This window comes from Pseudoalteromonas sp. D15MCD-2, from assembly GCF_038562745.1.
GTDB lineage: Bacteria > Pseudomonadota > Gammaproteobacteria > Enterobacterales > Alteromonadaceae > Pseudoalteromonas.
Genome location: NZ_JBCFQE010000001.1, coordinates 562515 through 588460, shown reverse-complemented (window position 1 = coordinate 588460; position 25946 = coordinate 562515). Strand labels below are relative to the sequence as shown.

22 protein-coding genes are annotated in these 25946 nt (G+C 42.2%); 10 read left to right on the top strand and 12 right to left on the bottom strand.

What is annotated here, in order from left to right:
• Window positions 1-58: 58 nt before the first annotated feature.
• From AADY36_RS02690 to AADY36_RS02670, 5 genes are all read right to left on the bottom strand, one after another.
• Window positions 59-478: a group I truncated hemoglobin gene (locus AADY36_RS02690; RefSeq protein WP_054561011.1), complete on the bottom strand. Its 420-nt coding sequence runs from the start codon at window positions 476-478 to the stop codon at window positions 59-61.
• Window positions 478-1311, bottom strand: a complete 834-nt coding sequence (locus AADY36_RS02685; RefSeq protein ID WP_058585872.1) for a DUF3034 family protein — start codon at window positions 1309-1311, stop codon at window positions 478-480. Before AADY36_RS02685 ends, AADY36_RS02690 begins: the two co-directional genes overlap by 1 nt.
• Window positions 1298-3613 carry a bifunctional diguanylate cyclase/phosphodiesterase gene (locus tag AADY36_RS02680; RefSeq protein WP_342408465.1) on the bottom strand — a complete coding sequence of 772 codons (2316 nt, stop codon included), beginning with the start codon at window positions 3611-3613 and terminating at the stop codon, window positions 1298-1300. Before AADY36_RS02680 ends, AADY36_RS02685 begins: the two co-directional genes overlap by 14 nt.
• The gene (locus AADY36_RS02675) at window positions 3603-4253 is read right to left on the bottom strand and encodes a methylamine utilization protein (RefSeq protein WP_287201304.1); all 651 of its coding nucleotides are present in this window, start codon (window positions 4251-4253) and stop codon (window positions 3603-3605) included. The genes AADY36_RS02680 and AADY36_RS02675 overlap by 11 nt, the downstream gene beginning before the upstream one ends.
• A 167-nt stretch (window positions 4254-4420) precedes the next feature.
• Window positions 4421-5527, bottom strand: a complete 1107-nt coding sequence (locus AADY36_RS02670; RefSeq protein WP_054561015.1) for a phosphoribosylaminoimidazolesuccinocarboxamide synthase — start codon at window positions 5525-5527, stop codon at window positions 4421-4423.
• A gap of 217 nt (window positions 5528-5744) precedes the next feature.
• Between AADY36_RS02670 and AADY36_RS02665 the strand changes: the two genes are divergently transcribed.
• Genes AADY36_RS02665 through AADY36_RS02650 form a run of 4 tightly spaced genes read left to right on the top strand, consistent with a single transcriptional unit; the run spans window position 5745 to window position 9321 of the window.
• A complete protein-coding gene (locus tag AADY36_RS02665; RefSeq protein ID WP_342408464.1) occupies window positions 5745-6818 on the top strand; it encodes a CDP-glycerol glycerophosphotransferase family protein in 1074 nt (357 codons plus the stop codon).
• A gap of 16 nt (window positions 6819-6834) precedes the next feature.
• Entirely contained in the window at window positions 6835-7533 is a 699-nt protein-coding gene (locus AADY36_RS02660) for an ABC transporter ATP-binding protein (protein WP_239962064.1), read from the top strand.
• Window positions 7520-8824, top strand: a complete 1305-nt coding sequence (locus AADY36_RS02655; RefSeq protein ID WP_062566471.1) for an ABC transporter permease — start codon at window positions 7520-7522, stop codon at window positions 8822-8824. Before AADY36_RS02660 ends, AADY36_RS02655 begins: the two co-directional genes overlap by 14 nt.
• An 8-nt stretch (window positions 8825-8832) precedes the next feature.
• Window positions 8833-9321: a DUF3299 domain-containing protein gene (locus tag AADY36_RS02650; RefSeq protein WP_054552700.1), complete on the top strand. Its 489-nt coding sequence runs from the start codon at window positions 8833-8835 to the stop codon at window positions 9319-9321.
• A gap of 34 nt (window positions 9322-9355) precedes the next feature.
• On the opposite strand, the gene AADY36_RS02645 is transcribed toward AADY36_RS02650, so the two are convergent.
• The 5 genes from AADY36_RS02645 to AADY36_RS02625 form a co-directional block, all read right to left on the bottom strand.
• A complete protein-coding gene (locus tag AADY36_RS02645; protein ID WP_342408463.1) occupies window positions 9356-10753 on the bottom strand; it encodes an efflux transporter outer membrane subunit in 1398 nt (465 codons plus the stop codon).
• Window positions 10746-13880, bottom strand: a complete 3135-nt coding sequence (locus AADY36_RS02640) for an efflux RND transporter permease subunit (RefSeq protein ID WP_342408462.1) — start codon at window positions 13878-13880, stop codon at window positions 10746-10748. Before AADY36_RS02640 ends, AADY36_RS02645 begins: the two co-directional genes overlap by 8 nt.
• 2 nt (window positions 13881-13882) lie before the next feature.
• Complete coding sequence (locus AADY36_RS02635) at window positions 13883-15109, bottom strand: efflux RND transporter periplasmic adaptor subunit (RefSeq protein ID WP_095209790.1); 1227 nt, start codon at window positions 15107-15109, stop codon at window positions 13883-13885.
• Between the two features lie 74 nt (window positions 15110-15183).
• Window positions 15184-15993, bottom strand: a complete 810-nt coding sequence (gene mutM, locus AADY36_RS02630) for a bifunctional DNA-formamidopyrimidine glycosylase/DNA-(apurinic or apyrimidinic site) lyase (RefSeq protein ID WP_054552701.1) — start codon at window positions 15991-15993, stop codon at window positions 15184-15186.
• 11 nt (window positions 15994-16004) lie between these two features.
• Window positions 16005-16496, bottom strand: coding sequence for a hypothetical protein (locus AADY36_RS02625; protein WP_239962057.1), 492 nt, complete (start codon window positions 16494-16496; stop codon window positions 16005-16007).
• 151 nt (window positions 16497-16647) lie between these two features.
• On the opposite strand from AADY36_RS02625, the gene AADY36_RS02620 reads away from it, so the two are divergent.
• Window positions 16648-17574 (top strand): manganese-dependent inorganic pyrophosphatase, encoded by a 927-nt coding sequence (locus AADY36_RS02620; protein WP_055020763.1) that lies wholly within the window; start codon window positions 16648-16650, stop codon window positions 17572-17574.
• 69 nt (window positions 17575-17643) lie between these two features.
• Here AADY36_RS02620 and rlmB read toward each other — a convergent pair whose 3' ends face one another.
• Both rlmB and rnr read right to left on the bottom strand, forming a co-directional pair.
• Window positions 17644-18390, bottom strand: coding sequence for a 23S rRNA (guanosine(2251)-2'-O)-methyltransferase RlmB (gene rlmB / locus AADY36_RS02615; RefSeq protein ID WP_054561023.1), 747 nt, complete (start codon window positions 18388-18390; stop codon window positions 17644-17646).
• A complete protein-coding gene (gene rnr / locus AADY36_RS02610; RefSeq protein WP_055199218.1) occupies window positions 18387-20870 on the bottom strand; it encodes a ribonuclease R in 2484 nt (827 codons plus the stop codon). The genes rlmB and rnr overlap by 4 nt, the downstream gene beginning before the upstream one ends.
• 181 nt (window positions 20871-21051) lie before the next feature.
• Here rnr and AADY36_RS02605 point away from each other — a divergent pair, with 181 nt between their 5' ends.
• From AADY36_RS02605 to AADY36_RS02585, 5 genes are all read left to right on the top strand, one after another.
• Window positions 21052-21900 (top strand): DUF350 domain-containing protein, encoded by an 849-nt coding sequence (locus tag AADY36_RS02605; RefSeq protein WP_055020767.1) that lies wholly within the window; start codon window positions 21052-21054, stop codon window positions 21898-21900.
• Between the two features lie 20 nt (window positions 21901-21920).
• Window positions 21921-22739: a hypothetical protein gene (locus AADY36_RS02600; protein ID WP_342408461.1), complete on the top strand. Its 819-nt coding sequence runs from the start codon at window positions 21921-21923 to the stop codon at window positions 22737-22739.
• Window positions 22729-24255, top strand: a complete 1527-nt coding sequence (locus AADY36_RS02595) for a polyamine aminopropyltransferase (RefSeq protein WP_342408460.1) — start codon at window positions 22729-22731, stop codon at window positions 24253-24255. Before AADY36_RS02600 ends, AADY36_RS02595 begins: the two co-directional genes overlap by 11 nt.
• An 87-nt stretch (window positions 24256-24342) precedes the next feature.
• On the top strand, window positions 24343-25209 hold the full coding sequence (locus tag AADY36_RS02590) for a DMT family transporter (protein WP_055020770.1): 867 nt from the start codon (window positions 24343-24345) through the stop codon (window positions 25207-25209).
• Window positions 25206-25904 (top strand): glycerophosphodiester phosphodiesterase, encoded by a 699-nt coding sequence (locus AADY36_RS02585; RefSeq protein WP_342408459.1) that lies wholly within the window; start codon window positions 25206-25208, stop codon window positions 25902-25904. Before AADY36_RS02590 ends, AADY36_RS02585 begins: the two co-directional genes overlap by 4 nt.
• The last annotated feature ends 42 nt before the right edge of the window (window positions 25905-25946 follow it).

Genomic DNA, 25946 nt, shown 5'->3' with positions numbered 1-25946 from the left:
AAAGCTATTGTACATAAATTACTTTATTCTTTCAGCTTACATTCCAAGTTTGTTCTAGCTAAATATCAATTACCTCAGGGCGAAGGGGGGCTAGGCGGCTAAGGATTTGATTTTGTACCGTTTGCGGGATCTGTTGTTCGTCCATAGCATTAATCAAAAGCTCTACCACACGGTTAAAGTCTTTTTCAGGGATATTCATTCCGGTGTGGATATCAACCATATTATCGCCTTTATATTCACAAGGACCGTCTGTGACGCTACACAAATGAGTAATAAAGCCTTGTCGAAAATGGGCGACATTCGTTTGTTTAAAATAAGCTAAAATTTGTTCGTCACGGCCTATTTGATTGATAAAACTATCAACCAGTTTTTCAACTCCTTGTTCGCCATTAATTTGCTGATACAAGGTGCTATTGTTGCTACTTGCACAACCAACTAACATAACGGCAAATACAAATGTAAAAAGTGTTTTCATCATTACCAATACCCTGTTACAGAAAGATACCAACCTGTTTGATCCTTAGCCCCAGCAATACTTCCTAAGTCTAACCAAGCAGCAGTCACGCTAACATACTTATTAGGAAACCAAGCAACAAACACATCCTGCCAATCTTGCTCCCCTAAGCCTAGGTTATTGGACTTTTCACGATACTCAACACCAACGGCTATTTGGTGGGTTAAAAACACAGCTGTCGATGCTTCAAATAACAATTCTTTATCGCTATCAGGGCCGCCAAAGCCTAACAAGCCAAGCTGATTAGCATCGCTATAACGAAAGGTGGTGTTCCAAAACCAGTTATACCCAGCAAGCGCGCCCAAATGTAGTTTACTAGCAGCAAGATATACGTCGGTACCGCTAGTGTCTTTGGCACCGAGTAGGTTTGCGATACTGCCGTCATCCAGTGATTTATGTTGCACACCCAAGCTCAGCTGCGGCCATTTACTGTAAACGATATCGCCGTATAAGCGCACTTTCGCTCCTGTAATTGATTGCTCAATATCGGTATTTAATGCCGGAACTTCGAAGCGTTGCTCTGCGTAACTAAATTCAACGCGATCATAAATATTTAGCTGCGCGCCACAAACATCTAAGCGGTAATCACTCACGTCTGCACGGCTGCAAAAACCATTTATTGCTATTTCATCATCACTTGCATAGCCTGCAAGTTGCGCCCAAGGGACAATACCACCACCCGCACTACCTTCAACTTGTGAGACACCAGGCGTTGCTAGTAATTTACCCGATGCAGCTAATCCTGAACTTGCAAAACCGAGGCAAGCCAGACAAAACAACCAATTAAGACGCTTCATTGTACACCTCTAACCACTGCAAAAACTGCTCTGATTTTAGTGGCCTACTTAAATAATACCCTTGTGCATAATCGCATTTATTTTGCACTAAAATATCCAGTGAATCTTTGTTCTCAACCCCTTCAGCAACAACCGAAAAGCCCAGCTGATGACCTAGAGTAACCGTAGATTGCACTATGTATTGATCTTGACGAGACTGATCTAATTGCAAAATAAAACACTTATCAAGTTTTAGCTCATCAATCGGTAATGACTTTAAGCGCCCAAGCGATGTTTGCCCTACACCATAGTCATCCAACGAGATTTTAACCCCCAAGGTTTTGAGGTTTTCTAGCGCCTTAATACCTTGCTCTTCGTTCTCAATCATATCGCGTTCTGTAAGCTCAATTGTGATCAAGCGCCCATTAACAGCATGTTTTTCTAACTGTTTAGCAAGGTGTGAGTAAAAGCTTGGGTATGCAATATCTTGCGCAGAAACATTAATTGCAGCCTGCATAGTAATACCTTGCTGTTGCCATGCTGCAACTTGCGACACTACGGTTTTAACAACCCAAGAAGTTAACTCAACAATCACCCCCGATTGCTCTGCTAAATCAATAAACAGTTCTGGTGAAACCCACTGACCGTCTTTGCGCTGCCAGCGGATTAACGACTCAACTTTATCAATGCTATTAGTTTTAATATTTAGTTTTGGCTGATAGGTCATGAACAGCTGACCGTCATCATCAACAAGGGCTTGCTTAAGTTCATCAATTATTGCTAGGCGCTCAAGATGTTCTTCGTCTTCACCTTCTTGATAATAATGAATAGTTTTATGCTCGCAAGATGCGGTATCAACAGCAATTAACGAGCGACGCATTAAATCCTCAGGGCTGACATTTTGCGAAAGGCAATGCACCACCCCAACACTAAAGCGTAACGTAATGTTTAAGCCTTGAATTAAGTAGCCAGCCTGTAACTGAGCAACTAACTTCATTACCGCATCTTTAAATTGTTTCGTTTCATCGGCTGGCAATAAAGTTAAAAATTCGTCACCGCCAATCCGAGCATTAACACCATTATGATGAGCTGAGTATTCACCAATCCGCTCAGCAACCGCTTTAAGACAATCATCACCAATACGCGGGCCTAATTTATCATTGATATGACGAAGGCCGCGGATATCTATAGCAACCAGTGTGTACTCAGCCCCTTCGGCAAACAAGTTTTCCATGTTTTCTAACATAGCAGAACGGGTATAAAAGCCAGTTAATGAATCATGGCTAGCTTGAAAACTTATTTGCTGTTCACGCTCTTTAATGTCGTTACCCATGTTGTTAAAGGCATCAATTAAGGTGGTGATTTCACTACTTTGCTTTTTACCTACAAATTCAGCTTTATAGTTGCCACGGGCAAATTGCTGCGCAAGTAAAGTAAGCTTTGAAAGCGGTGTTGTGAGATTTTTAGCTAAGATTCCACTGGTCAATACGCCTATCACAACCGTAATAGCAGCAAGCACAATAATGGTGAAAAACAGCTGTTCAAACTCACGATAACTCTGGGTTAAATCAGCACTTAATAGCACAGAAACTAGGTGTCCGGGCAAAGATGGAAGTTCAACCAGGCGGTTTCTATAGACCGGCTTTTCACCAAATATGCGCTGCGTTGTCTCGTTATTAAAATGCGCTAATACAGAGGTGCTTTGTGGTTGCTTGGGCAGCGATGTCTCTACCACACCATCATCTTCACCAATAAAACTCACATCCATTGTGGTGAGGTTTTTAAGCTCTGCAGCAACCAGATCGTTAATCTCGAACCCCACTAAACTGTAGGCAACAGTTCGCGGCGCACGTACTGGCAGTAAAATAACTTGGTAAAGGGTTTGATCAAGTACAATGAAATTTGATTGCTCAGCATCAATGAGTAATTCATTCATCAATGCAGAAAACTCATCTGGCCTATGATTAAATTCAGTATTTGCTGAGACCAATTGCCCTGATAAATCCACAAGCAACATCAAATCAGCATTTATTCGACGACTGTGGTTATTCAATACACTACTAATGGTATCGGCGTCTTGAGTTGCGACCGCTTGTTTAAAGCCAAAATCTGCGGTCAGCACCTTTGCAGCAGTTAATAGCAGGCTCTCTTTAGCGCTTAAATATTGCTTAAAAACATTTTCAGCGACATTAATATCTTCACGCAACTTTTGATCATTAAAGCGATTTGTCGACCACCAAGAGCTCGCTAAACTGACTAAACTAGTTAATAAAACCAGGCTTACGCATAAGGCTATGATCCGCCCTCTTAAACTATGAATCATTATCTGCCTTAAACATCTCACCAAACGTATTACGCGGTGCAGGTTCATTCGTATTAATTGTAATATCAGCGACTTGCTCAGTTACAGTGACTGATAATTTTTTATTGATTTCACTTGCTTGGTTTGGGTGCCAAATCGTTATACTGGTTGGAACAGTAATCCCTTTTAATTGTACTTTACCATCCTCTGCTGTTTTTAGTGTATTAGCGCTATTTGCGACATAGATATAACCCACCATAGAGTCGTGAATATTACAGCCTAAGACTACAACCCCGCTGTTATCAAACAACTCAGGTTTTTCTGGACGGTCAGCGTAAAGCTTAATATTAAAAGGTTTAGCACTTGAAAAAGAATAAACATGATGGCGAATATTATCGCTATTAGGAAAATCAACAGACTGCCCTTGCTGTATCACCAATACATTAGGTGAAAACTGCTTATTTACCTGATCCATCACAGCAACGGGTAATTGCGTGCTCGGTAAGTTCGCATTATTTTCTAATTCGATGACAGCATCAGCCAAAGGCTTACCAAATTGATCACGAACGGTAAATGAAATATCAGCAGCGAATGCAGTTGCTGCACAGCACAGAACTACAAAAGAACATACCGTGCGAGCACAGTGCGCAAAAAACGTCATAATTGAACCTTGCTTAGCCTAGTTTGCTAATAAGTATAGATTAATCTTAGCTTAAGTTAATGAGAGAGGGTATGAAAAGCAAGAAAAAAGCCAAGCAGTTTTAGTAGAAAACCAACTTGGCTTTAATAATATTGACTTAGAGCATATCTAAGTTAAAAAAATAGCAATTAATTGTGCTTAATTAAGCCGTATTCTTTATCTAAAATAGCGATTACTTCACTACGTGGGTCGCTTGGAATAGTAATTTCTTGACCAATGATTTTACTCGCAATGCCAACGTAAGTATCAGACACTTCAAGCATCACTGATTCTGGCAAGGTGTAGTCTTTAGCAAGCTGCTCACGCTCGTCCATGCGGTCTTTATTTAATAACACATCGCTGTCTGGCACGTTATTAATTAATAACTGGCGGAAACCCTCTTTTGAGTTTTCAATGATTTTACCATCACGGTAAGCTGGGCCATCCCAGATACGTGATGAATCAGGCGTGCCTACTTCATCAATGTAGATAAGCTTATCTGAACCATCAATGTCTTCAACATAACCAAATTCAAATTTAGTATCGACAAAGATTTGGTCAAGCTGCGCTAGTTCATCACTGATCAGCTTAAAGCCTTCAACAAGTAGTTGCTCATATTTAGCCACATCGTCTTCAGACTTGAAGTTAAAAACAGATAGGTTATTAGTGATGTTTTCACGAGTAATGTTCACATCATCTACTTCAGGAATGTCAGTAACACCTGTGATAATGCCTTTCGTTGATGGCGTAATTAAAACTTCATCTAGCTTTTGGTTCGCAGCTAGTCCCTCTGGTAAATCAATACCACAGAAATTACGCGTGCCTTTCGCATAATCACGCCACATACTGCCAGTAATATACTGGCGAGCAATGGCTTCAACTTTTACAGTACTTGCTTTACGCACAATCCATACATAAGGGTGTGGAATATCAACAATATGGTTACCAGCAAGGCCTGCTTTATCAAATAACTTAAACCAATGAGATGCCACAGAGTTTAGCGCGATGCCTTTACCAGGAACACCATTTAAACCGTTTTCACCTTGCCAAATACAATCAAACGCAGAAATACGGTCAGAAATAACCATAATAGCTAGCTCAGTTCCTTTTGGAACTTGATAACCTTTGTCATTAATTAAACGAGCGCTGTCTTCATCAGTTAACCAATAAACTGAACGCACTTTACCACTGTGTACCGCACCTTTAGTACGGATCGGTAAATCATCGTTTACGTCTAAAACTTTATAGCTAGTCATGCTATCTCCGATAGTATTTGGCATGCTCTTGTGAGCACATGTATGGGATTGGGGTTATGGCCGCCTATAATAATCTAGACGCTTTGAAAGCTCAATCATTGCACTATCATCAGCAGCCTGCGGATGTAATAAAAACCATAAAAATTTAAACTTTCAGTAATTTTGCTGTCATAAACATTATTTCGCTATACTAGTGCCCTCGAAATAGGAGGTTTTCTTGGATTACTTAGCAGCTACCGCAGAAAAAAAATATTTAATGTTTATTTCGCAGAACTATTCGTACGCGATCTTACGCCCATTGCAACGGGAGGTTTTAGCTCGTGGTGGTGAAGTTAAATGGTTTTTCTATGGTGATGAAGTTAATCAGAACTTCCTTCGTTCAGATGAATCGTGTTTAGAAACTATAGATGATGTAATCCAGTGGCAACCAGACATTTCATACATTCCTGGGAATGTAATTCCAAACTTTATCCCAGGAAAAAAAGTAGCTGTTTTTCACGGCTTTAATTCTGGAAAACTAAATCGAAAAGGATACGAAGATCATTTTAACATCCGAGGCTGCTTTGACCTGTATTGTACCCAAGGCCCTAATACAACTTCTAAGTTTGAGAAACTAGCTAAAAAGCATGGTTTCTTTTTAACTAAAGAAACAGGTTGGCCTACTCTAGATCCATTATTTTCAAAAATAGAAAACAATCCATACGTAGATGAAGGCGATAAAAGGCAAACTCTTTTAATTTGTTCAACTTTTTCTAGAAACCTTTCTCTTGCACCTAAATTATACGAACAAATAAAAGCATACAGTGAGCAAGGAAAGTGGCGAATTTTGGTGCAATTTCACCCGAAAATGCCAAGCGAGCTTGTTGAACAATACAAGGCTCTACAAAACGAAAACCTAACCTTTGTCGAGACAGATAATGTATTACCACTCTTACAAGCTGCTGATGTTATGCTGTGTGATACCTCATCTATTTTGCTTATGTTTATCTTACAAAGAAAGCCTGTCGTAACTTTCTGCAATCAAGCACCTGGCGAACATCTTATTGATATTACAGATGTCAATAAACTAACTGAAGCGATTGATTATGCCTTCACACAGCCTGCTGAATTAATGGCGAAAATTGAGCACTTCTGCCAGCAACTGCATCCATATCAAGACGGCTTATCGAGTCAACGTGTACTTGCTGCTAGCAATGAATTACTATTGAGCAATCCTGCACTTAAGCCGAAACCACGTAATTTTATTCGTAATTTTAAAATGCGTAGAAAATTAAATTACTGGCGATGGTAACAATTCATAGGTCGTTATGATCACGCTTGAAAATGTGCTTTTTAAATGGCACGCAAAACAACCCAAGCCGACGATCAATATTACTAAGCTAGATATTGATCAAGGCGAACATGTTTTTCTTCACGGTCCGAGTGGTTGTGGTAAATCAACGTTATTATCATTGCTTGCTGGCGTCACAGTGCCAACACAGGGCAATATCGAGCTGCTTGGTAAAGCGATTAACCAACTTAGTAATAGTAAAAGGGACCGTTTTCGTGCCGACCATATTGGCTATATTTTTCAAAACTTTAATTTACTACCTTATTTATCGCCTATTGAAAATGTGACTTTAGGTTGCCAATTTTCAAAGCAAAGGCAAAAAAACGCATTAAAAAATAGTGCAACAATAGCCGCTGAAGCAAGCCGCTTACTGAGCGCTTTAGGGCTAAATGATAACTTGCAGCATCAAGCAGTTGCACAGCTGAGTATTGGCCAGCAACAAAGAGTTGCCGCAGCGCGAGCCTTTATTGGCAGCCCTGAAATTATTATTGCAGATGAACCTACCTCAGCACTCGACACACAAAATCGCCAAGCATTCGTAAAATTGTTATTTGAGCAGGCAAGCGCAGCAAATAGCACGCTAATTTTTGTTAGCCATGATGAAACATTACAAACGCTATTTACCCGCAGTATCAGCCTTGTTGAGTTACAAGGAGGCACAGATGCTACTCATTAAACTCGCCACAAAAAGTTTATTAAACCGAAAGGCCAGCGCCCTACTCACCCTATTTACAATTGCTATCAGCGTAATGTTATTGATGTCGATTGAGCGGGTTCGAGTTGATGCTAAAAGTAGCTTTAGCAATACAATTTCTGGCACTGATTTAATTGTCGGTGCGCGTACCGGTGATATCCAGTTGCTGCTGTCTTCGGTATTTCGCATTGGTCATGCTAATAATGGCGTGAGTTGGAAAAGTTACCAATACATCTCAGGGCAACGGGGTGTGAAATGGGCTATTCCTATGTCACTTGGCGACAGCCATAAAGGTTTAGCTGTACTTGGTACAAATAAAGACTATTTTGAGCACTATCGCTTTGCTAAAAAGCAGTCGTTGAGCTTTTCACAAGGTCATGAGTTTAATCACTTATTTGAGGTTGTATTAGGTGCTGAGGTTGCCAATACCCTTGGCTATCAGCTTGGTGACGAAGTAGTGATTGCGCACGGCATGGGCAATACCAGCTTTCATAATCATGACGATAACCCATTTAAAGTGGTCGGTATTTTAAATCCAACGGGCACGCCTGTTGATAAAACCCTGCATATTCCACTTGCAGCAATTGAAGCGATTCATGGTGGTCATGCTCATCAGCATGAAGCCGCTCAGGCTGATGCAAATGACCACGACCACGACCACGACCACGACCACGACCACGACCACGACCAGCATGATGATGTTGATTTAGTTGGCACACCAAAACAAATAACCGCTTTTTTACTTGGTTTCGATTCACCTCTTTATACCTTACAAGTACGTCGTAATATCAACCAATACAAAGATGAGGCACTGCTTGCCATCATGCCGGGTGTTACTTTGCGTGAACTATGGGAAATGCTCTCTATCGTTGAAAAAATATTGCTATTATTTTCTATCGTCGTGGTGCTGATCAGTTTGCTTGGCATGTTAACGAGCCTGCTTTCAAGCCTCAATCAACGCCGCAGAGAACTTGCAATTTTGCGCTCTGTTGGCGCAAGACCTTGGCATATTTTCACCTTGATCAGTGTCGAATCATTACTCATTACAGGGCTTGGCTGCATTGTTGGTATCGCATTATTCTATGCTTTAATGCTACTCGGCGCAGATTACTTGCAAAGCCATGCCGGAATAAGCCTAAATATAGCCTTATTGTCATCCTATGAACTCATGCTTTTAGCTGCGATAATGGTTGCAGGCTTTATTGTTGGGTTAATTCCCGCAACTCGCGCGTATTTCTACTCTCTTGCTGATGGTATGAGTATTAAAATTTAAGGAATGTTATGCCGTTTTTTCGAAAATTCGTCGCTTTAGTCGCATTAGTTGTGTGTGCTGGAGCTAATGCTGGCGCACCTAAAGAAATCTTCTGGGAAGATTTAATTCCAAAAGGTCATGTCCAAATCGACACCCAAGCGCAAGCAAACCATGAAGGTAGCGAGCAAAACTGGGTGCAACCAGACCTTGATGCACCCGTGGTAAAAGAGCTTAATGGCCAATCAGTGAGTTTGCCTGGTTTTGTTGTTCCCCTTGAAGGCGACAGCGAAGTGATCACCGAGTTTTTATTGGTTCCTTATTTTGGTGCCTGTATCCACGTGCCACCACCGCCACCAAATCAAATTGTGCATGTCACGATTAAAGACGGCGTACCAATCGAAAGCCTCTACGATGCGATTGTCGTGACAGGCGTTATCAGCACCGAAACCTGGTCTGGTGAAATTGCCCAAGTCGGCTATAAAATGAAAGCCGTCGGTGTAGCACCATTTGAGTTATAAGTTTTAAAGAGCATGTTTTTGCATGCTCTTTAAATTAATCCACCACTTTTTCTTTTTCTAGTTCCTGTTCGCTTAATTCATACCACCCGCCACCAAGGGCTTTATAAAGCGTTGCTAGGCTTTGCAGACGATCATTTTTTGCCTTCGATAACGCAATTTCTGCCGAAAATAACTGGCGCTGTGCATCCATTAAATCAAGGGAGCTGGCAACACCATTGCTATATCTTAGGCGTGCTAAGCGATAGTAATCTTGGCTACTGAGCACCAAGCTTCTTTGCGCATCATAGCTTTTTTCTGCCGACTGATAGTTCGAAAGCTGATTGCTCACTTCTTGCAGTGCCACCAACACTATTTTCTGATATTGAATACTTGCCTGATAAGCTCGTTGTTCCGCCACCGTTAAATTTGCCTGATTGCGCCCCATATTAAATATTGGCATTAAAAGCTCTGAGCCCAGCAACCAAACCTGCGAATTACTGGCGAGCAAATCACTAAAATCAGTACTTTCACTGCCATATTCGGCATACAACTTAAGTTTTGGGAATAAGGCCGCTTTTGCGACCCCAATTTCAGCCATGGCCGCTTGCCATTGATACATTGCTTGCTGCACATCTGGTCTACGCTTTAACAGTTCACTAGGTAGTCCTGTGGGTAATTGCTTAGGAAGGGTTTGCACAGATAACTCATTCCCCCCTTGCACATCAGCATTGGCATCACCAATCAAAAACTTTAACTGATTAATAATCCGCCTTTCACTGTGCTGTAAAGGAGGGATCTTCACTTTCGCTGACTCTAATTCAACCTCGGCTTGGCGCTGTTCTAGCCCTGAAATAATACCGCCTTTTTTACGAATACGCGCAATTTCAAGCTCCTTCTCGCGAAGCTTAATCGTACTCAGGCTAATTTTTAATTGCTCTTCAACTTCTTTGAGGGCAAAAAACTGCTGAGCAACATCAGCAATCAAGGCGAGCTGCAACGCGTTTCTTGCTTGCTCTTGGCTATAATAATTTGCCAGTGCGGCTTCGCTTGCGCGTCGGTTACTACCAAATAAATCTAGCTCCCAACTTAAGTAACCTTTTAAATCAAAGGTATTTTCTGGGCTGCTATTAAGCTCTTCTTCTCGCTCTGAAGTAAGCCCTACCTTCACATCAGGCCATAAAGCGGCATCCGTAATTCGATACCGAGCTCGCGCTTCAATAATTTTAGATTGCGCAATTAACATATCTTGGTTGTTAAGAAGCGCTTGGCTAATCAGCTTTTGCAAATGAGGGTCGCTATAAATTTGCTTCCAGCCCGCTAAAGCCTCCGATTGTGGCGTTGCTGTTGCGCCCATAAAATTAGCAACTTCACTATGCTCAGGTGCTTCAAAATCAGGCCCTACAGAACAGCCTTGAATGCAGGCGAAACAAAGCATTGGTAACAATTTATGCATCGACTTGCTCCTCTACTACTTTAGAGGCCGGTGTTTGCTGTTTTTTTACAAAGCGTGCAGCGGTAATAAAAAACAGCGGTACTAAAATTATGCCGATAGAGCTTGCCAGTAACATACCTCCTAAAATAGGCATAGATACCGACTGCCGACCAACCGCTCCGGGACCAGAAGCAAGTACTAACGGCAATACACCAAGCACAAAAGAGGCTGCAGTCATTAATATAGGCCGAAAGCGAGAACGGGCGGCTTCTATTGCTGCATCAGCGGCATCCATCCCCTCCTGATAAAGCTGATTTGCCACCTCAACAATCAAAATTGAGTTCTTTGCCGCAAGGCCAATCAAGGCAATAAAGGCGACTTGAAAGAATAAATTGTTTTCATGCCCCGTCACTAAGGTCAATACAGAGGCTCCCAACATAGCAATCGGGCTTATTAGTAGTACAGCAAACGGCAAGCTCCAACTTTCATAGAGCGCCGCTAAAAATAAAAATACAAACACAATAGCAAGGCTGATAGCGATACTTAGCTGACCCGATGAGCGAATTTCTTGATAGGTTAATCCTGTCCATTCATAGCCAAGGTTAGGCGGTAGTTTTGCCATTTCTTCTTTAATTACGTTAATTACATCACCCGATGCATAGCCTTCAGCTGGCGATACATTCACCATGGCACTGGTAAACATATTAAAGCGATTTATTGCAGACGGACCGGTTGTTAAATTTAGCTTAGCAAGCACATTTGATGGCACCATTGCGCCATTTTTTGAACGCACATAAAATTCGTTGAGGTTTTCAGGGCGTGCCCTAAATTCATCTTCAGCCTGAACTTTAACCCGATAAACGCGACCAAATAAATTAAAGTCATTAATTGTTGATGAGCCAGTAAGCACTTTCATTGTGCTGTAAACATCAGCAATCGGCACCTCTAATGCCATAGCTTTTTCTCTATCTAATTCCAAAAACAGCTGGGGTACTGAGCCACGCAGTGAGCTACTTGCTTTAGCAACTTCAGGGCGGTTATTTAAATTTGCCAGCAGTACCTCGAGCGATTCAACCAGACTCGTTAAGTTGCCTCCTGTTTTTTCTTGCAGCGCAAACTCAACACCAGAGCCCGAACCAAGCCCCGCCACAGCCGATGGCTGAAACACATTAAATTCAGCATCGGGAATGGCGTAGAGCTGCTTACGTATATCATTCATCACACTTGTGACCGTAAAACCTTGCTCTGCACGCACTTGCCAAGGCTTTAAAATCACCTCCATTTGACCATGTGATTGCGCACTACCAGCACGGCGGTTTTCACCCGCTAGCGTGAATGAATAAGCCACCCCAGCATGGCTCATAACAAATTGGTTAGCTTTACTTATCACCTCATTGGTACGTGAGACCGTTGCCGCATCTGGCAAGGTAATATCAACAAAAAAGCGTCCTTGATCTTCTTGCGGCATAAAGCTACTTGGTAATTGGCTAAACACAAAGTAACAGCCACCTATCATTATAAAAAAGCCAATATAACTACGTTTTGCTTTTTCAGAGCATGCCTTTACAAGCCAAGTGTATTTTTCGCCAACACTTTCAAGCCAGTTATTAAATTTATTAAAAATCTTAATCTTTGATGGGGCGCTAGGTTTTAAGAAAATCGCACATAAAGCAGGGCTCAAGGTTAGCGCAACTAGGGTCGAAATGAGTACCGCAACGGTAATTGCAATCGCAAATTCTCGGTACATAATGCCCGTAATACCGGCTAAAAATGACACCGGCACAAACACCGCTGCCAGTACTAAAGAGGTTGCCACTATGGCCCCAGAAAGCTCTGTCATCGCTTGCTTAGTAGCAGCAACTACCTCCATATTTTGCTCATTGATCAGTCGCTCAACACTTTCGACTACAACAATCGCATCATCAACGACGATGCCGATTGCCAATACCATAGCCAATAAACTGACATTGTTGATGGTAAATCCAAATGCAGCCAAGGCGATAAAGGTACCCACTATCGACACTGGCACAGCTAAAGCGGGTATTAAAGTTGTTCGCCAGTTTTGCAAAAATAAATACACCACTAAAATCACTAAGATAAGCGCTTGAATAAGGGTATTGATCACCTCATTAATCGACAGCTTGATGAACTCAGAGGCATCATAAAATAACTGCCATTTCACACCCTTCGGAAAAGCTGCGCTCAGGCGATCCATCTCAGCCTTAACGCGCTCTGTAACCGCTAATGCATTAGAGCCTGGTAACATATAAACCTGCAAAATAGTGGCGGGCTGTTCATTTAGTTTTGAATTTAAAGTGTACGCTGACGACGCCAACTCAACCCTTGCAACATCTCGCAAACGGATCATCGAGCCATCACTATTCACTCGCAGCATAATGTTATTAAACTCATCCACCTTATTAAGCCGACCTTGTGCTCGTACCGGAAAGTTAAGCTTAATTGCATCGCTCATTGGCTGAGCCCCGATCTCCCCAGCAGCGGCCTCTTTATTTTGTGCTTTGATTGCTGCGGTCACATCATTCACGGTTAACTCGTAGCCCGCTAAAATATCAGGCTTTAACCAGACCCGCATAGCATATGAACGCGAGCCGGTGTTTCGCACTTTGCCAACCCCCGGAACACGCTTTAAAGCCGCCTCTACATTGATGCTAGCGTAGTTACTCAAATAGATTTCGTCATAGCGTGGGTCATCAGAGGTCAGTGCCAGTTTTAAAAGCTCAACGGAACTTTCATTAGATACATTCACCCCTTCAGTTTGCACATCAACAGGTAAATTACTGCCTGCTTGGCTTGCGGTGTTCTGTACATCGACAAGGGCGAGATCTGGGTCGGTGCCAACATCAAAGGTGAGTGTGATCCCAACACTGCCAGAGTTAGTTGCCTTTGACTCCATATACAACATATTCGGCGTGCCATTTAATTCTTGTTCAAGAGGAATGGCTACCGACTCAGATGCGGTCTCAGCCGTTGCGCCAGGGAATGAAGCAGACACTTTAACCGACGGCGGAGCAATATCTGGGTATTGATCAATGGGTAGGGTAAAGAGCGAGACCAAGCCTGTGAGTAAAATAACTAACGAAATAACGATAGCAAACACTGGACGCTTGATAAAAAAATGCGAAAACATAGCTAAGCTCCCTGCTGATTTTTTTCATCATCTTGTTTGCTTGGTTTATCTGGCGCCAGTGGAGTAGTGCCCGTGTTTGGCGTTAATCGGCGTTTTTCAAACTCGGCTAACGAAATCGCTTTTACTTGCTGACCATGACGAATGCGATGCAAACCTTTCACCACCACTTGCTCACCCGCACTCAAGCCACCGCTAGCAACAATTCCTTGTTCACCGTAATGCTCAACAACAATAAAGCGCCGCTCTATCTCACCTGAATCAAGTACCACCATTACATAAATACCGCCCTGCTCAACTTGTGTAGCTTCTTCAGGGACAACAATGGCATCTTTCAATTCGGATAATTTAATCCGTGCTTTTGTATATTGCCCAGGTAATAGCTCACTATTAGGGTTAGGCAGCTTTGCTCTTACTTTAAAGGTGCCCGTTTTCGGGCTAATTTTAGGGTCGGTGAAACTCACATCACCCCAATATCGATACTCACTGCCATCAGGCAAAGAAATACGTACAAAGCCTTCTAGCGCCTTGCCTTGTTGCTCGGCTTGTAGCTTCTCCATCATGCTGGTCATACGTCGCTTGGCATTCAAATAATCAAGTGCCGACATATTAAAATTAACGAAAATAGGGTCTATTTGCTGAATGGTGGTAAGGAGTGAAATACCATTACTGCCAACCAAAGCACCGAGATCGGCTTCAGAGCTACCAACCATGCCACTAATTGGCGCCGTAATGCGGGTATATTCTAAATCGAGCTTGGTTTCTTCAAGTTCTGCTTGGGTTGCTGATAATGACGCTTGCGCTTGCTCTTGGATAGAAATTGCATTGTCGTAGTCGAGCTGACTTGCTGCATCTTGCTCGTAGAGGGGTTTTAAACGAGTAACATCGCGCTTTGCTTTTGCCAGCGCTGCTTGGTCTTTTTGTAGTGCGGCTTTAACGCGATTAAGCTTAGCTCGGTAGGGTCTATCATCAATGGTGTAGAGTAAATCACCTTCGTTTACCCAACTACCTTCAACAAATTCAACACTTTGTACAAAGCCGGTGATCCGTGCGCGTACTTCAACATCAAGTGATGCGTCTGTACGCGCCACGTAATTCCCATACAGCGGCACATCAAACTGCTTAACCTCAGCGGTAACCACTTCCTCAACGATAACTTGAGGTTGCTCTTTAGAACAACCCACCAGTGCCGCTAAGCACACGCACCCTATGACGTATTTGTTTAATAGCATACAACCTTCTCATTCCTTAAGCCTGTCTCTATCTTGCTATCTGTTGCAATACTACATAGATGAGGGATTCTTTGTTATTTTTGACAATTAGAGCAGTACACAGTGCTTCTTTGCCCTAATCTAATTTCTTTTAATGGCTCTTTACACGTTACACATGGCTCACCTTTGCGACCATAAACTAGTAATTGCTGGGCAAAATAACCGGGCTTACCATCACTTTGAGCAAAATCTTTTAATGTTGTGCCGCCTTGCGTGATAGCCGCAGCAAGTGTTTCTTTAATAATAGGCACTAATTGCTGATAACGCTTTAAAGACACCTTGCCGGCTTCTCGTTTCGGGTGAATTCCAGCCTTAAATAACGACTCATTGGCATAGATGTTACCTACACCAACTACCACAGCGTTATCCATAATAAACTGTTTAATTGGTACTTTTTTATTTCTAGACTGTTCGTAAACACGCTTTGCTGCAAACTCATCGGTAAGAGGCTCCGGTCCAAGCTTGGTTAGCAAGGTATGACATTCGCCTGGTGCTTGCCATAAGCAGGCACCAAAGCGACGCGCGTCGTTGAGTCTTAGCGCTTTACCTGAGGCTAAAATAAATTCGATATGGTCGTGCTTTTTTAATGGCTCATCTGCGCTCACAACTCGTAAGTTGCCCGACATTCCTAAGTGCAAAATAACACTACCCAGCTCACAACCGAGTAATAAATATTTTGCTCTACGCTCCACTGAAGTAACTTTAAGTCCTTGTAATTGATATACATCATCAGGCACAGGCCAACGCATACTAGCGTTATGAATATTTACTTTGGTCACTGTTTGGTTAAGCACATGCGGCGTTATTCCCAAACGGCTAACTTCAACTTCTGGTAATTCAGGCATCTGTGACTCTCTTAAAACGGGTATAACGGAAATAACTTAGCAGCATCAGCTTGTTCAAGCTCAAATACTCGTTGTAACCGCTTATCTAATAAATAGTATTGCTGATCTATGTTGTACAACTGATACACCGCTGGCAACTGCTCCCCGGCTAGCCACACGGAGGCAACATAATCAGCCGATGTCTGTGAAATTTTACTAACAGGGAGACTGGCAATAGTCAGTCTTTGATGTTGCCAAAGTTCAACAAGTTGTTCGAGCTGCTGCTCATCGCCTTGCCATGTGGTTTCTTGCAGTGATTGGCTACGCCAAGAGGTGCCGATACGCTCGATTTTTAATTCTGGAAATGCCATCGCCAAAATAAAGCTTTGTTCTGGGAGTAATGCTTGTACTCCTTCTTCAACGGGCTGTGTATTGAGCTTTTTATGTAGGCCATTGAAGAAAAAAATCATCAATAGCATCGAAATAATCACCACATTATTCCATGCTTTTCGGCTCAAGCGCATCAGTATCTTCCTCAGTTTTCAATATCTTAAAGTGTAACCAAAAAGGACATTAATTGGCAGTTGTAATTGATCAACAAAATTTCATGTCTGTTATGTATCAATCTGTCGATACTTTGCTAAAATATCCGCCAAATTTAAAGGAGTTCCGTCAATGTCAATGTATGTAGTGGGTCATAAGATCCCTGATTCAGATTCAATTTGCGGTGCAATTGCGCTTGCATACTTAAAAAACCAGATCAATGAACCTGCGATCCCGACGCGTTTAGGTGAAGTATCACCTGAAACACAATTTATCCTAGATAAATTCGGTTTCGAAGCACCTGAGCTAAAACTTAGCTACGCAGGCGAAGACGTTTATATCGTTGACCACACAGAAAAAACACAAGCACCTGATGACATCGATGAAGCACGTGTTGTAGGTGTTGTTGATCACCACAAATTAGGCGATTTAACATCATCAACACCACTTGAGTGTTGGATCCGCCCAGTGGGTTGTTCAAACACTATCATCAAAATGATGTATGACTTCTACAACGTAGAGATTCCAAAAGATATCGCAGGCATCATGTTATGCGCTATCTTAAGCGACACTGTAATCTTTAAATCACCAACGTGTACAACAGCTGATATCAAATGTGTTGAAGCACTTGCTGAAATCGCTGGCATAGAAGATTTCAAAGAACTTGGCATGGAAATGTTCAAGGTTAAATCAGCAGTTGATGGCACCCCTGCACGTGATTTAGTAATGCGTGATTTCAAAGACTTCAACATGAACGGTAAGCTAGTAGGTATTGGCCAGCTAGAAGTTATCGACCTTGCTGTATTTGATGAGATCAAAGCAGACCTTGAAGCTGACATCGCAAAGCTTAAAGAAGAAGGCGGTCGCCACTCAGTATTACTCCTGTTAACCGATATCATGAAAGAAGGCTCTGAAATGCTAATTGCGTCTGATGACGTATCAGTAATCGAAGCTGCCTATGATGTTAAATCAGAAGACGGTCGCGTATGGTTAGATGGCGTATTAAGCCGTAAGAAGCAAGTAGTACCACCACTACAAGACGCTTTTGCAAAAATCTAATCAGAACTGTTAGATACAAAAAAGCCGATGTTACATCGGCTTTTTTTGTGTCTGAAATTTTCGCGGTAGTTAGATTTGCGTTGCATTACGCTGACGTAACACTTCAAATAAACAAATACCGGTCGCAACTGACACATTTAAACTAGATACCGAACCAGCCATTGGGATTTTAACTAATAAATCACAATGCTCACGAGTAAGGCGGCGCATACCATCCCCTTCAGCACCCATAACAACAGCCATTGGCCCTGTTAGGTTTGCATCAAATAACTCAGTATCTGTTTCACCGGCAGTGCCGACAACCCAAACGCCAGCATCTTTAATTTCACGTAACGTACGCGCAAGATTGGTTACTTGAACTAATGGCACTGTTTCTGCTGCACCGCATGCTACTTTACGCGCTGTGCCGTTCAGTTTTGCAGACTTATCTTTAGGAACTATTATCGCGTGCACGCCCGCAGCATCTGCACTACGTAAACAGGCACCTAAGTTATGTGGATCAGTAATACCATCAAGTACCAGTAAGAAAGGCGTTTCTTCACGGGCAATGATCTCATCTAGATCTTTTTCGTTATACATGCGCGCCGCTTTTACATTAGCGATAATGCCTTGGTGCTGCTCACCATTTGCTTTATTATCAAGCGCTTTACGCTGCATAAATTGTACAGAAATACCGAATTTACGTGCTTGGTCAATAACCGGGTTTAAACGTTTATCTTCACGCCCTTTTAAAGCGTATATTTCTAAAAAGCGCTCAGGCTCTTTTGCTAATATTGCTTCAACTGAGTGAAAACCAAAAATTAATTCATTACTCACGTATTATTTGCTCCTCGGCCATTACGTTTACGGGCATTCTTACCCGGTCTTTTTGCCTTTTTGGTGGCTTTTTTCTTACTCTTCTTTTTGCCAGCTTTTACAGCATCAGCTTGTTTACTATTAGGCTTTTTACGCCCTTTAGAAGATGAAGACTTGCCACGTTTTTCATTCTCTTTGTCGCCTGATTTTGCCTCAAAGCTGCCTGACTGCGCTTTTTTACCAGGAATTTTACCTGCTTTAAGCTGGGCACGAACACTTGGTTTTGCAGGGGCACTACGGCCACGACGACGCGCATAACGGTCTTGTTGCGCTTCACCAGCTAATACTAAGTTTATGCGTCGCTCGTCAAGACTGACAGATGACACCTGAACCGTTAGTTTATCGCCTAAACGATAAACAGTGTGAGTTTGTTCACCAATCAAGCAATGCTTAGCACCATCGTAATGGAAGTACTCATTGCCCAGGTTAGTTACATGGATCATGCCGTCGATTTGTAAATCGTCTAAGCGTACAAATAAACCAAAGTTAGTTACCGATGAGATCACCCCACCAAATTCGTCACCAACATGGTCTTGCATAAATTCACATTTAAGCCAATCTGCTACTTCGCGAGTCGCATCATCAGCACGGCGTTCAGTGGTTGAACACTGCTCACCTAAAATATCAACTTCGTCATCAGTGTAGGCATACTCACCCGATGTTTGCTGACCTTGCGCTTTAAGTACCGCTTTAATTGCACGGTGCACCACTAAATCAGGGTAACGACGAATTGGCGATGTAAAGTGGGCATAGGCTGGTAAAGCTAAACCAAAGTGGCCAATGTTATCTGGCTGATAAACCGCTTGCTTCATTGAACGGAGCAACATGGTTTGAATAAGCTCAGCTTCTGGGCGGTCGCCTAATTTAGCTAACACTTGGGTTATTTCTTTTGGTGTTGGCTCATCAGAAATCGCAGTTTCGATACCAAGCTCTGATAAAAAGTTTCTGAAGAAACCAAGCTTTTCAGCATCAGGCTCATCATGCACACGATAAAGCGCACTCGCCTCGTGCTTTTCTAATAATCGGGCTGCCGATACGTTCGCTAAAATCATGCACTCTTCGATAAGTTTGTGCGCATCATTGCGAACCACAGGCACAATTGATTCAATCTTACGATGTGCATTAAACACAAAGCGCGTTTCTAAGGTTTCAAACTCAATCGCACCACGCTCTTGGCGAGCAGCTTTAAGTGCCATGTACATTTGCTGTAAGTCAGTTAAATGTGGCACCATTTTAGCGTACTCTTCACGTAGCTTTTCATCGCCTTGTAAAATCGCATTCACTTTGGTGTAAGTAAAACGAGCGTGTGAATTCATCACCGCTTCGTAAAATTTATACCCAGACAACTTACCCGCTTCTGACACCGTCATCTCAGCAACCATACATAAACGGTCAACTTCTGGGTTCAATGAGCACAAGCCATTCGATAGCACTTTTGGCAGCATCGGAATAACTTGCTCAGGGAAGTATACTGAGTTACCACGTTCAATCGCTTCTTTATTCAGAGGCGTGTTCATTCCTACGTAGTGCGACACATCGGCAATAGCCACCCATAAACGCCAACCACCTGATGGTTTGCGCTCACAATAAACGGCATCGTCAAAGTCTCGGGCATCTTCACCGTCGATTGTAACTAGCGGTAAGTCACGTAAATCAACGCGACCTTGCTTTGCTTGTTCATCAACAAACTCACCTAAATGAGCAACTTGCTTTTCAACCGCTTCTGGCCAAACGTGAGGAATATCGTGATTGCGTAGTGCAACTTCAATTTCCATACCCGGTGCTAAGTGCTCACCCAGTACCTCAGTGACTTTGCCTACCGCATTCATATGTCGGCTTGGGTTTTGGGTAATTTGCACCTGCACCATTTGGTTGTGGCGCGCGCCATTTTCACTACCCGGTAGTATCATAATATCTTGCGTTATGCGTGGGTCTTCAGCCACAACAACTGCAATACCATGCTCAACAAAATAGCGGCCAACAATCGGTGCACGTTCATTGGTTAATACCTTAATGATGCGTGCATCGCATTTGCCACTTGAGCCTTTGCGATTGCCTTTAGCAAGCACAATGTCACCGTGCAACACCATATTCATTTGGTGCTTTGCGATAAACCAATCTTTACTCTCACCTTCAACTTCTAAAAAGCCGAATCCGTCACGATGACCAATGACCTTGCCTTTAACTAGCCCAGATTCATCAATCAATGCGTAGCATTTAAACTTATTGAAATACAGTTGACCATCGCGTTCCATAGCACGTAAACGACGTTTGAACGCAATTTGACGCTCTGTATCATTCACATGTAATTCGTCACAAAGTTGTGTGAAGTTTGCTGGTTTGGCGCGAGATTCTAAGTGAGTAAGTATAAACTCACGGCTAGGGACGGGGTTTTCGTACTTTTCTTGTTCTCGACTGAGATTGGGATCCTGTTTTGACATTCACTATCTTGTTAGTTGGTTATGTTGTTATTTTAACCCATAACCTAACAATGAGACAGGCAAAAGCTATGAAACTTTTAAGAAATTGATTAATTCTGCCAAAAATGAAGCTTTGATATTCTTTGCAACAAACACTCTGTGTTAATATTTTCGGAAAATAACAACAAGCTAACATAATTATATGGATATTAACTTAACCCACTACCTCGCAACGATGGCCTACAACAGCGCCTATATTGGTCTGTTCATTGCGATCATAGCGGTTGCAAAACTGTCGTATAACTTAGCAACCCCTTATAACACCACCAGCCAATTAACCGATAATGCCAACAGTGCCTTGGGTTTATCTATTGGCGGCTACTTAGGGGCAATTACCATTATTTATGGTTTTGTTTTAGCTGGACCTAGCCAAGGTTTACTAAGAGATTTGATGAATGTATCACTGTACAGTGTATTAGGTATGGTGCTGCTAACCTGCTCACGTATTTTAAATGACAAATTACTGCTGCGCTTGTTCTGCAACCAAGAGCAATTAATTAACCAACAAAACGAGGCCGTAGGCCTAGTACAAGCGGCAAACTATATGGCTGCTGCACTGATCATTGGTGGCGCATTAACCGGCGAAGGCACATGGTTATCAGCCATTGTGTTTTATTTTTTAGGGCAACTAATGCTGATCATTTTTGCCAAAGGCTATGATCACCTCACTGCTTTTAATCTTCACGAACAGCTCGAAAAAGGCAACAAAGCCGTTGCACTTAGCTTTTCTGGCACTATGTTGGCGTTAGCTATTATCTTGTGTCATGCGCTCATTGGTGGCTTTCATACTTGGCAACAAAGCTTAAGCTTATTCTTTATTGACGCATTATTTGGCTTTTTAATTTTACCAATTGTGCGTTACCTCGTTGATAAAATTATCTTTAGCAAAATTTCACTCGACCAAGCAATGCACGACAAAAACACCGCCGTTGCGGTTATTGAAAGCAGCATTGCAATCTGTGTTGCTGTTATCATCACTATCGCTATTTAAGCTTATTTATGGAGTAATGGATGAACATCTATAAGCTTTTTATTATTGCCGCTATCACATTTGTTGTTTGCTTGGTGATACGTGCAGATCTACAAGCGCCACTTATTAGTGGCCAATATGGCAACTTTAAAGACTACGACGGACAAGACAAACCTTACCTATTTACAGTGCCAGAAGATGGCCAAATGATGCGCTTAGAAATTAAAGGCAGACTGCCTTTAAACTCTTGGAAAGCTATTGATATCGAAATTTTTGACCCTGATGGTAACTACTTATTTAGTTACTCTGATGAACTTTGGGCCGAAACCGGACACGATTCAGATGGCAAATGGACTGAGTACCGTGATTATACTCATCACGATGTCCACTTCCCAAAGAAGGGGCAATATAGCGCCTACGTCAGTAGTACGTTTGGCCCAAATAAGCGTGCCGAACATTTTAGTTATACGTTTCGTATTATCCCAATCAAAGGTAACAGTAATTTTATGCTACCGCTGTTATGGATTTCTGGTTTCATCGGCGGTGTAGCCCTATTTGTAATGCTGCATCGTTTAGAAGCTGAGCGTGAAGGCTCTGATATTACTTATAAACCAATCAATAAGTTAAACCCTGAGGCTATAAAAGCAATGGACTCGCGTATCTCAGTTTGGCCTATTGTGTTACTGTTTTTAGCACCCGTGCTCTTCTTTTCCTTCTTGGCATATAGCAAAGGTGACAAAGAGCAAGATTGGCAAGTTTACTCCTATCACCACCTCACAATAAGCGTTGATAAACAATTACGTGAGCAAAGTATTGGTAGTGCAGGTTTCCGTTCACGAGGCGGCCCAGGTGGTAAATAAATCAATTCGCGAAAGCCACATTTTACTGTTTAGTATTTTTGTTGCTGGCCTTTGCTCAATTATCTATGAGCTACTGATCGCAACCACTGGTGCCTACTTTTTGGGTGATAGCATCACTCAGTTTTCCCTGACGATTGGCGTCTATATGGCAGCAATGGGGGTTGGCTCTTATTTTTCCCGCTTTGTGCCTGATAAGCCATTGCTGGTGTATTTTATTGGTTTTGAGCTTGCGCTTGCACTACTTGGCGGTTTGAGTGTGCCATTGCTGTATTTCTGCTATGCGTTTGGTTTACCACTGCAAGCAATTAGTATTTTACTCACTACGCTAATAGGGATTTTGATTGGCTTAGAAATTCCGCTGTTAAGTCGCCTAATGGAAAAACATTATGCGCTAAAAGCAAACCTCGCTAATGTGTTATCTATTGACTACTTTGGCGCCCTGCTTGCGACTTTACTGTTTCCTTTTCTATTTTTACCTTGGCTTGGGGTTTTTAAAACAGCCTTAAGCTTTGGCTTAATGAATCTAAGTATTGCGCTGTTATTGCTGTGGTACTTTATCGACCATATCAGCCCAAATCGTCGAAAAGTGCTTAGACTCACATTAGTTTTAGTCTGCTCAGTATTAGTGCTTTGCTTATTTGCTAGCAAACAGCTCACCCATCTTTGGCAAAGTCAAATCTACGATGACCGTGTTGTGCACTCAGAACAAACGCCCTATCAGCAAATCGTACTGACTCGTCATAAAGATGATATTCGGCTTTATTTAAACGGTGGCTTACAGTTTTCATCGATTGATGAGTATCGCTATCACGAAGCGCTTATCCATCCCGCTATGGTGCGCCATGGTAATGCCAAACGTATTCTAATTTTAGGCGGTGGCGATGGCTTAGCAGCTAGAGAGCTTTTGAAATACCCGCAAATAGAATCTATTACCCTAGTCGATTTAGATCCAGCAGTCGCTAAGCTTGCGCAAACTAATCACAACCTGACAACACTTAACAAGCACTCACTCAGTGATCCTAAAGTGACGGTTATTCATCAAGATGCTTATGTGTTTATTGAGCAAAACGAACAGCTGTTCGATATTATTTTTATTGATTTACCGGATCCAAAAGCAATCAATTTAGCACGGCTTTACAGTCAGCAGTTTTATCAACTAGTAAAAACACGACTACCAAATAACGGTATTGTAGTGACCCAGGCCACCAGCCCATTTTTTGCGAAACACGCATTTTGGTCTATCAATAACACACTCAGTGCAGCGGGCTTTGCGCACACCTTGCCTTATCATTTGAATGTGCCCTCTTTTGGCGAATGGGGCTTTGTTATGGCTTGCAACTTGATGTGCAGAAACCAACAAGTATTGCCAGTTAAAACCCGCTTTTACCGCCCAGAAAATGACGCACAATTGTTTATTTTCACGCCGGATATTAGCGCAAACAATGAAAAAGTATCGACGCTTGATGAGCCGAATGTACTGCAATATTACTTGCAAGGGTGGAAATATTGGAACTAAACGAATGGATTAGCCCATTTGGGGAGTTTACAAAGTAAAGGATTACCGTTACAAAGAGAGTTAATAACAACAATAACAAGGTTTGTAATGCAGGCGCACAAACAGAGCCTTATATACTTACACATTGCAGTGCTACTATTTGGTGGTACTGCATTATTCGCCAAGCTAGTCAGCTTAAGTGCATTAGATATTACCGTTTACCGAACAGCCATTGCAGGCTGTGCGCTACTGCTGTTACTCACAATCCAGAAGAAAGCAATTAAGCTTCACTCACGTCGTGATTATCTCATCGCCTTGTTGCTTGGTATCACAGTTGGAATACATTGGCTTACCTACTTCGCAGGTATGCAATTGGCAGGTATTGCAGTCGGTATGATTGCCTTTTTTACTTACCCTGTTATTACGGTGTTTTTAGAACCTTTTTTTCATGGCAGCAAACCACAGCTCAAAGATATTTTTAGTGCCTTGGTGGTGATGCTTGGGATTTATTTACTTATTCCTGATGCTAGCTTAGGCAATGATGTCACACTCGGAATTGCTATTGGTATTTTGTCAGCGTTCTTTTTTGCTTTTCGAAATATCGTTCACAAGCGTTACTTTAGCCAATATGGCGGCCCACAAACCATGCTTTATCAAACTTGGATCGCCTGCATTATGCTGTGCGCCTTTGTCGAAGTACCGCCATTACAAGTTGATACAATAAATTGGCTGCTATTAATTACCGTAGGAGTTATTTTTACAGCAGCACCGCATTCACTGTTTGCAGCAAGCCTAAAAAACTTATCAGCTTCAACCGCTGGTTTGATATCGTGTTTGCAGCCTTTATACGGTACGTTTTTCGCTTTTTTAATTTTGCATGAGCAACCTTCAATTAGCACTCTTATTGGTGGCGCACTGGTGATTAGTGCCGCTTTTTATGAAACATGGTCAGTGACTCGTAGGTATAAGCAATGATGAAAGTATTCGCTCACAGAGGTGCCAGTGGTACCTACCCAGAAAATACTCAAAGCGCCATTATCGCAGCTGTTGATTTAGCAGTAGATGGCATCGAAATTGATGTGCAAAGCTGCCTTGATGATTACATGATTATTCACGACACTTGGCTTGATCGTACAACCTCTGGTCGCGGTAAAGTAAACGCCTGCTCAAAAGAGCAAATTCAACAATACGATGCAGGCAATGGCGAGTGCGTGCCCACTTTACAACAGGCAATCAATTGGGTTGCTGATAAAACTTTACTTAATTTAGAGCTTAAACATACTTTTTCGTTAGATAAATTTGTAGAGCTTATAGAATCAAACGTTAGCGCTGGGAAAATTTCTCGGGATAACCTGCTAGTCTCTTCTTTCGATCACCATCAACTGATGTGGCTAAAGCAAAAATTGCCGTGGGTAAAGATTGGTGCACTTACCGCTTCAATCCCAATTAATTACAGCGAGTTTGCGCAAAAACTCCATGCCTATAGCATTCATGTAGATAAAAACTTTATAAACCATGAGTTTGTTGCTGACGCAAAACAACGCGGCCTTCAAGTTTATGCTTACACGGTCGATAAAGTGGAAGATATCGAATTAATGCTAGAGTATGGCGTAGATGGTATTTTTACTAATTTTCCGTGTCATACACAAATGACACTGCAGTCACTGTAACTCAACAAAACTAAGCTATACTGTTGAATTATGTGACATTGA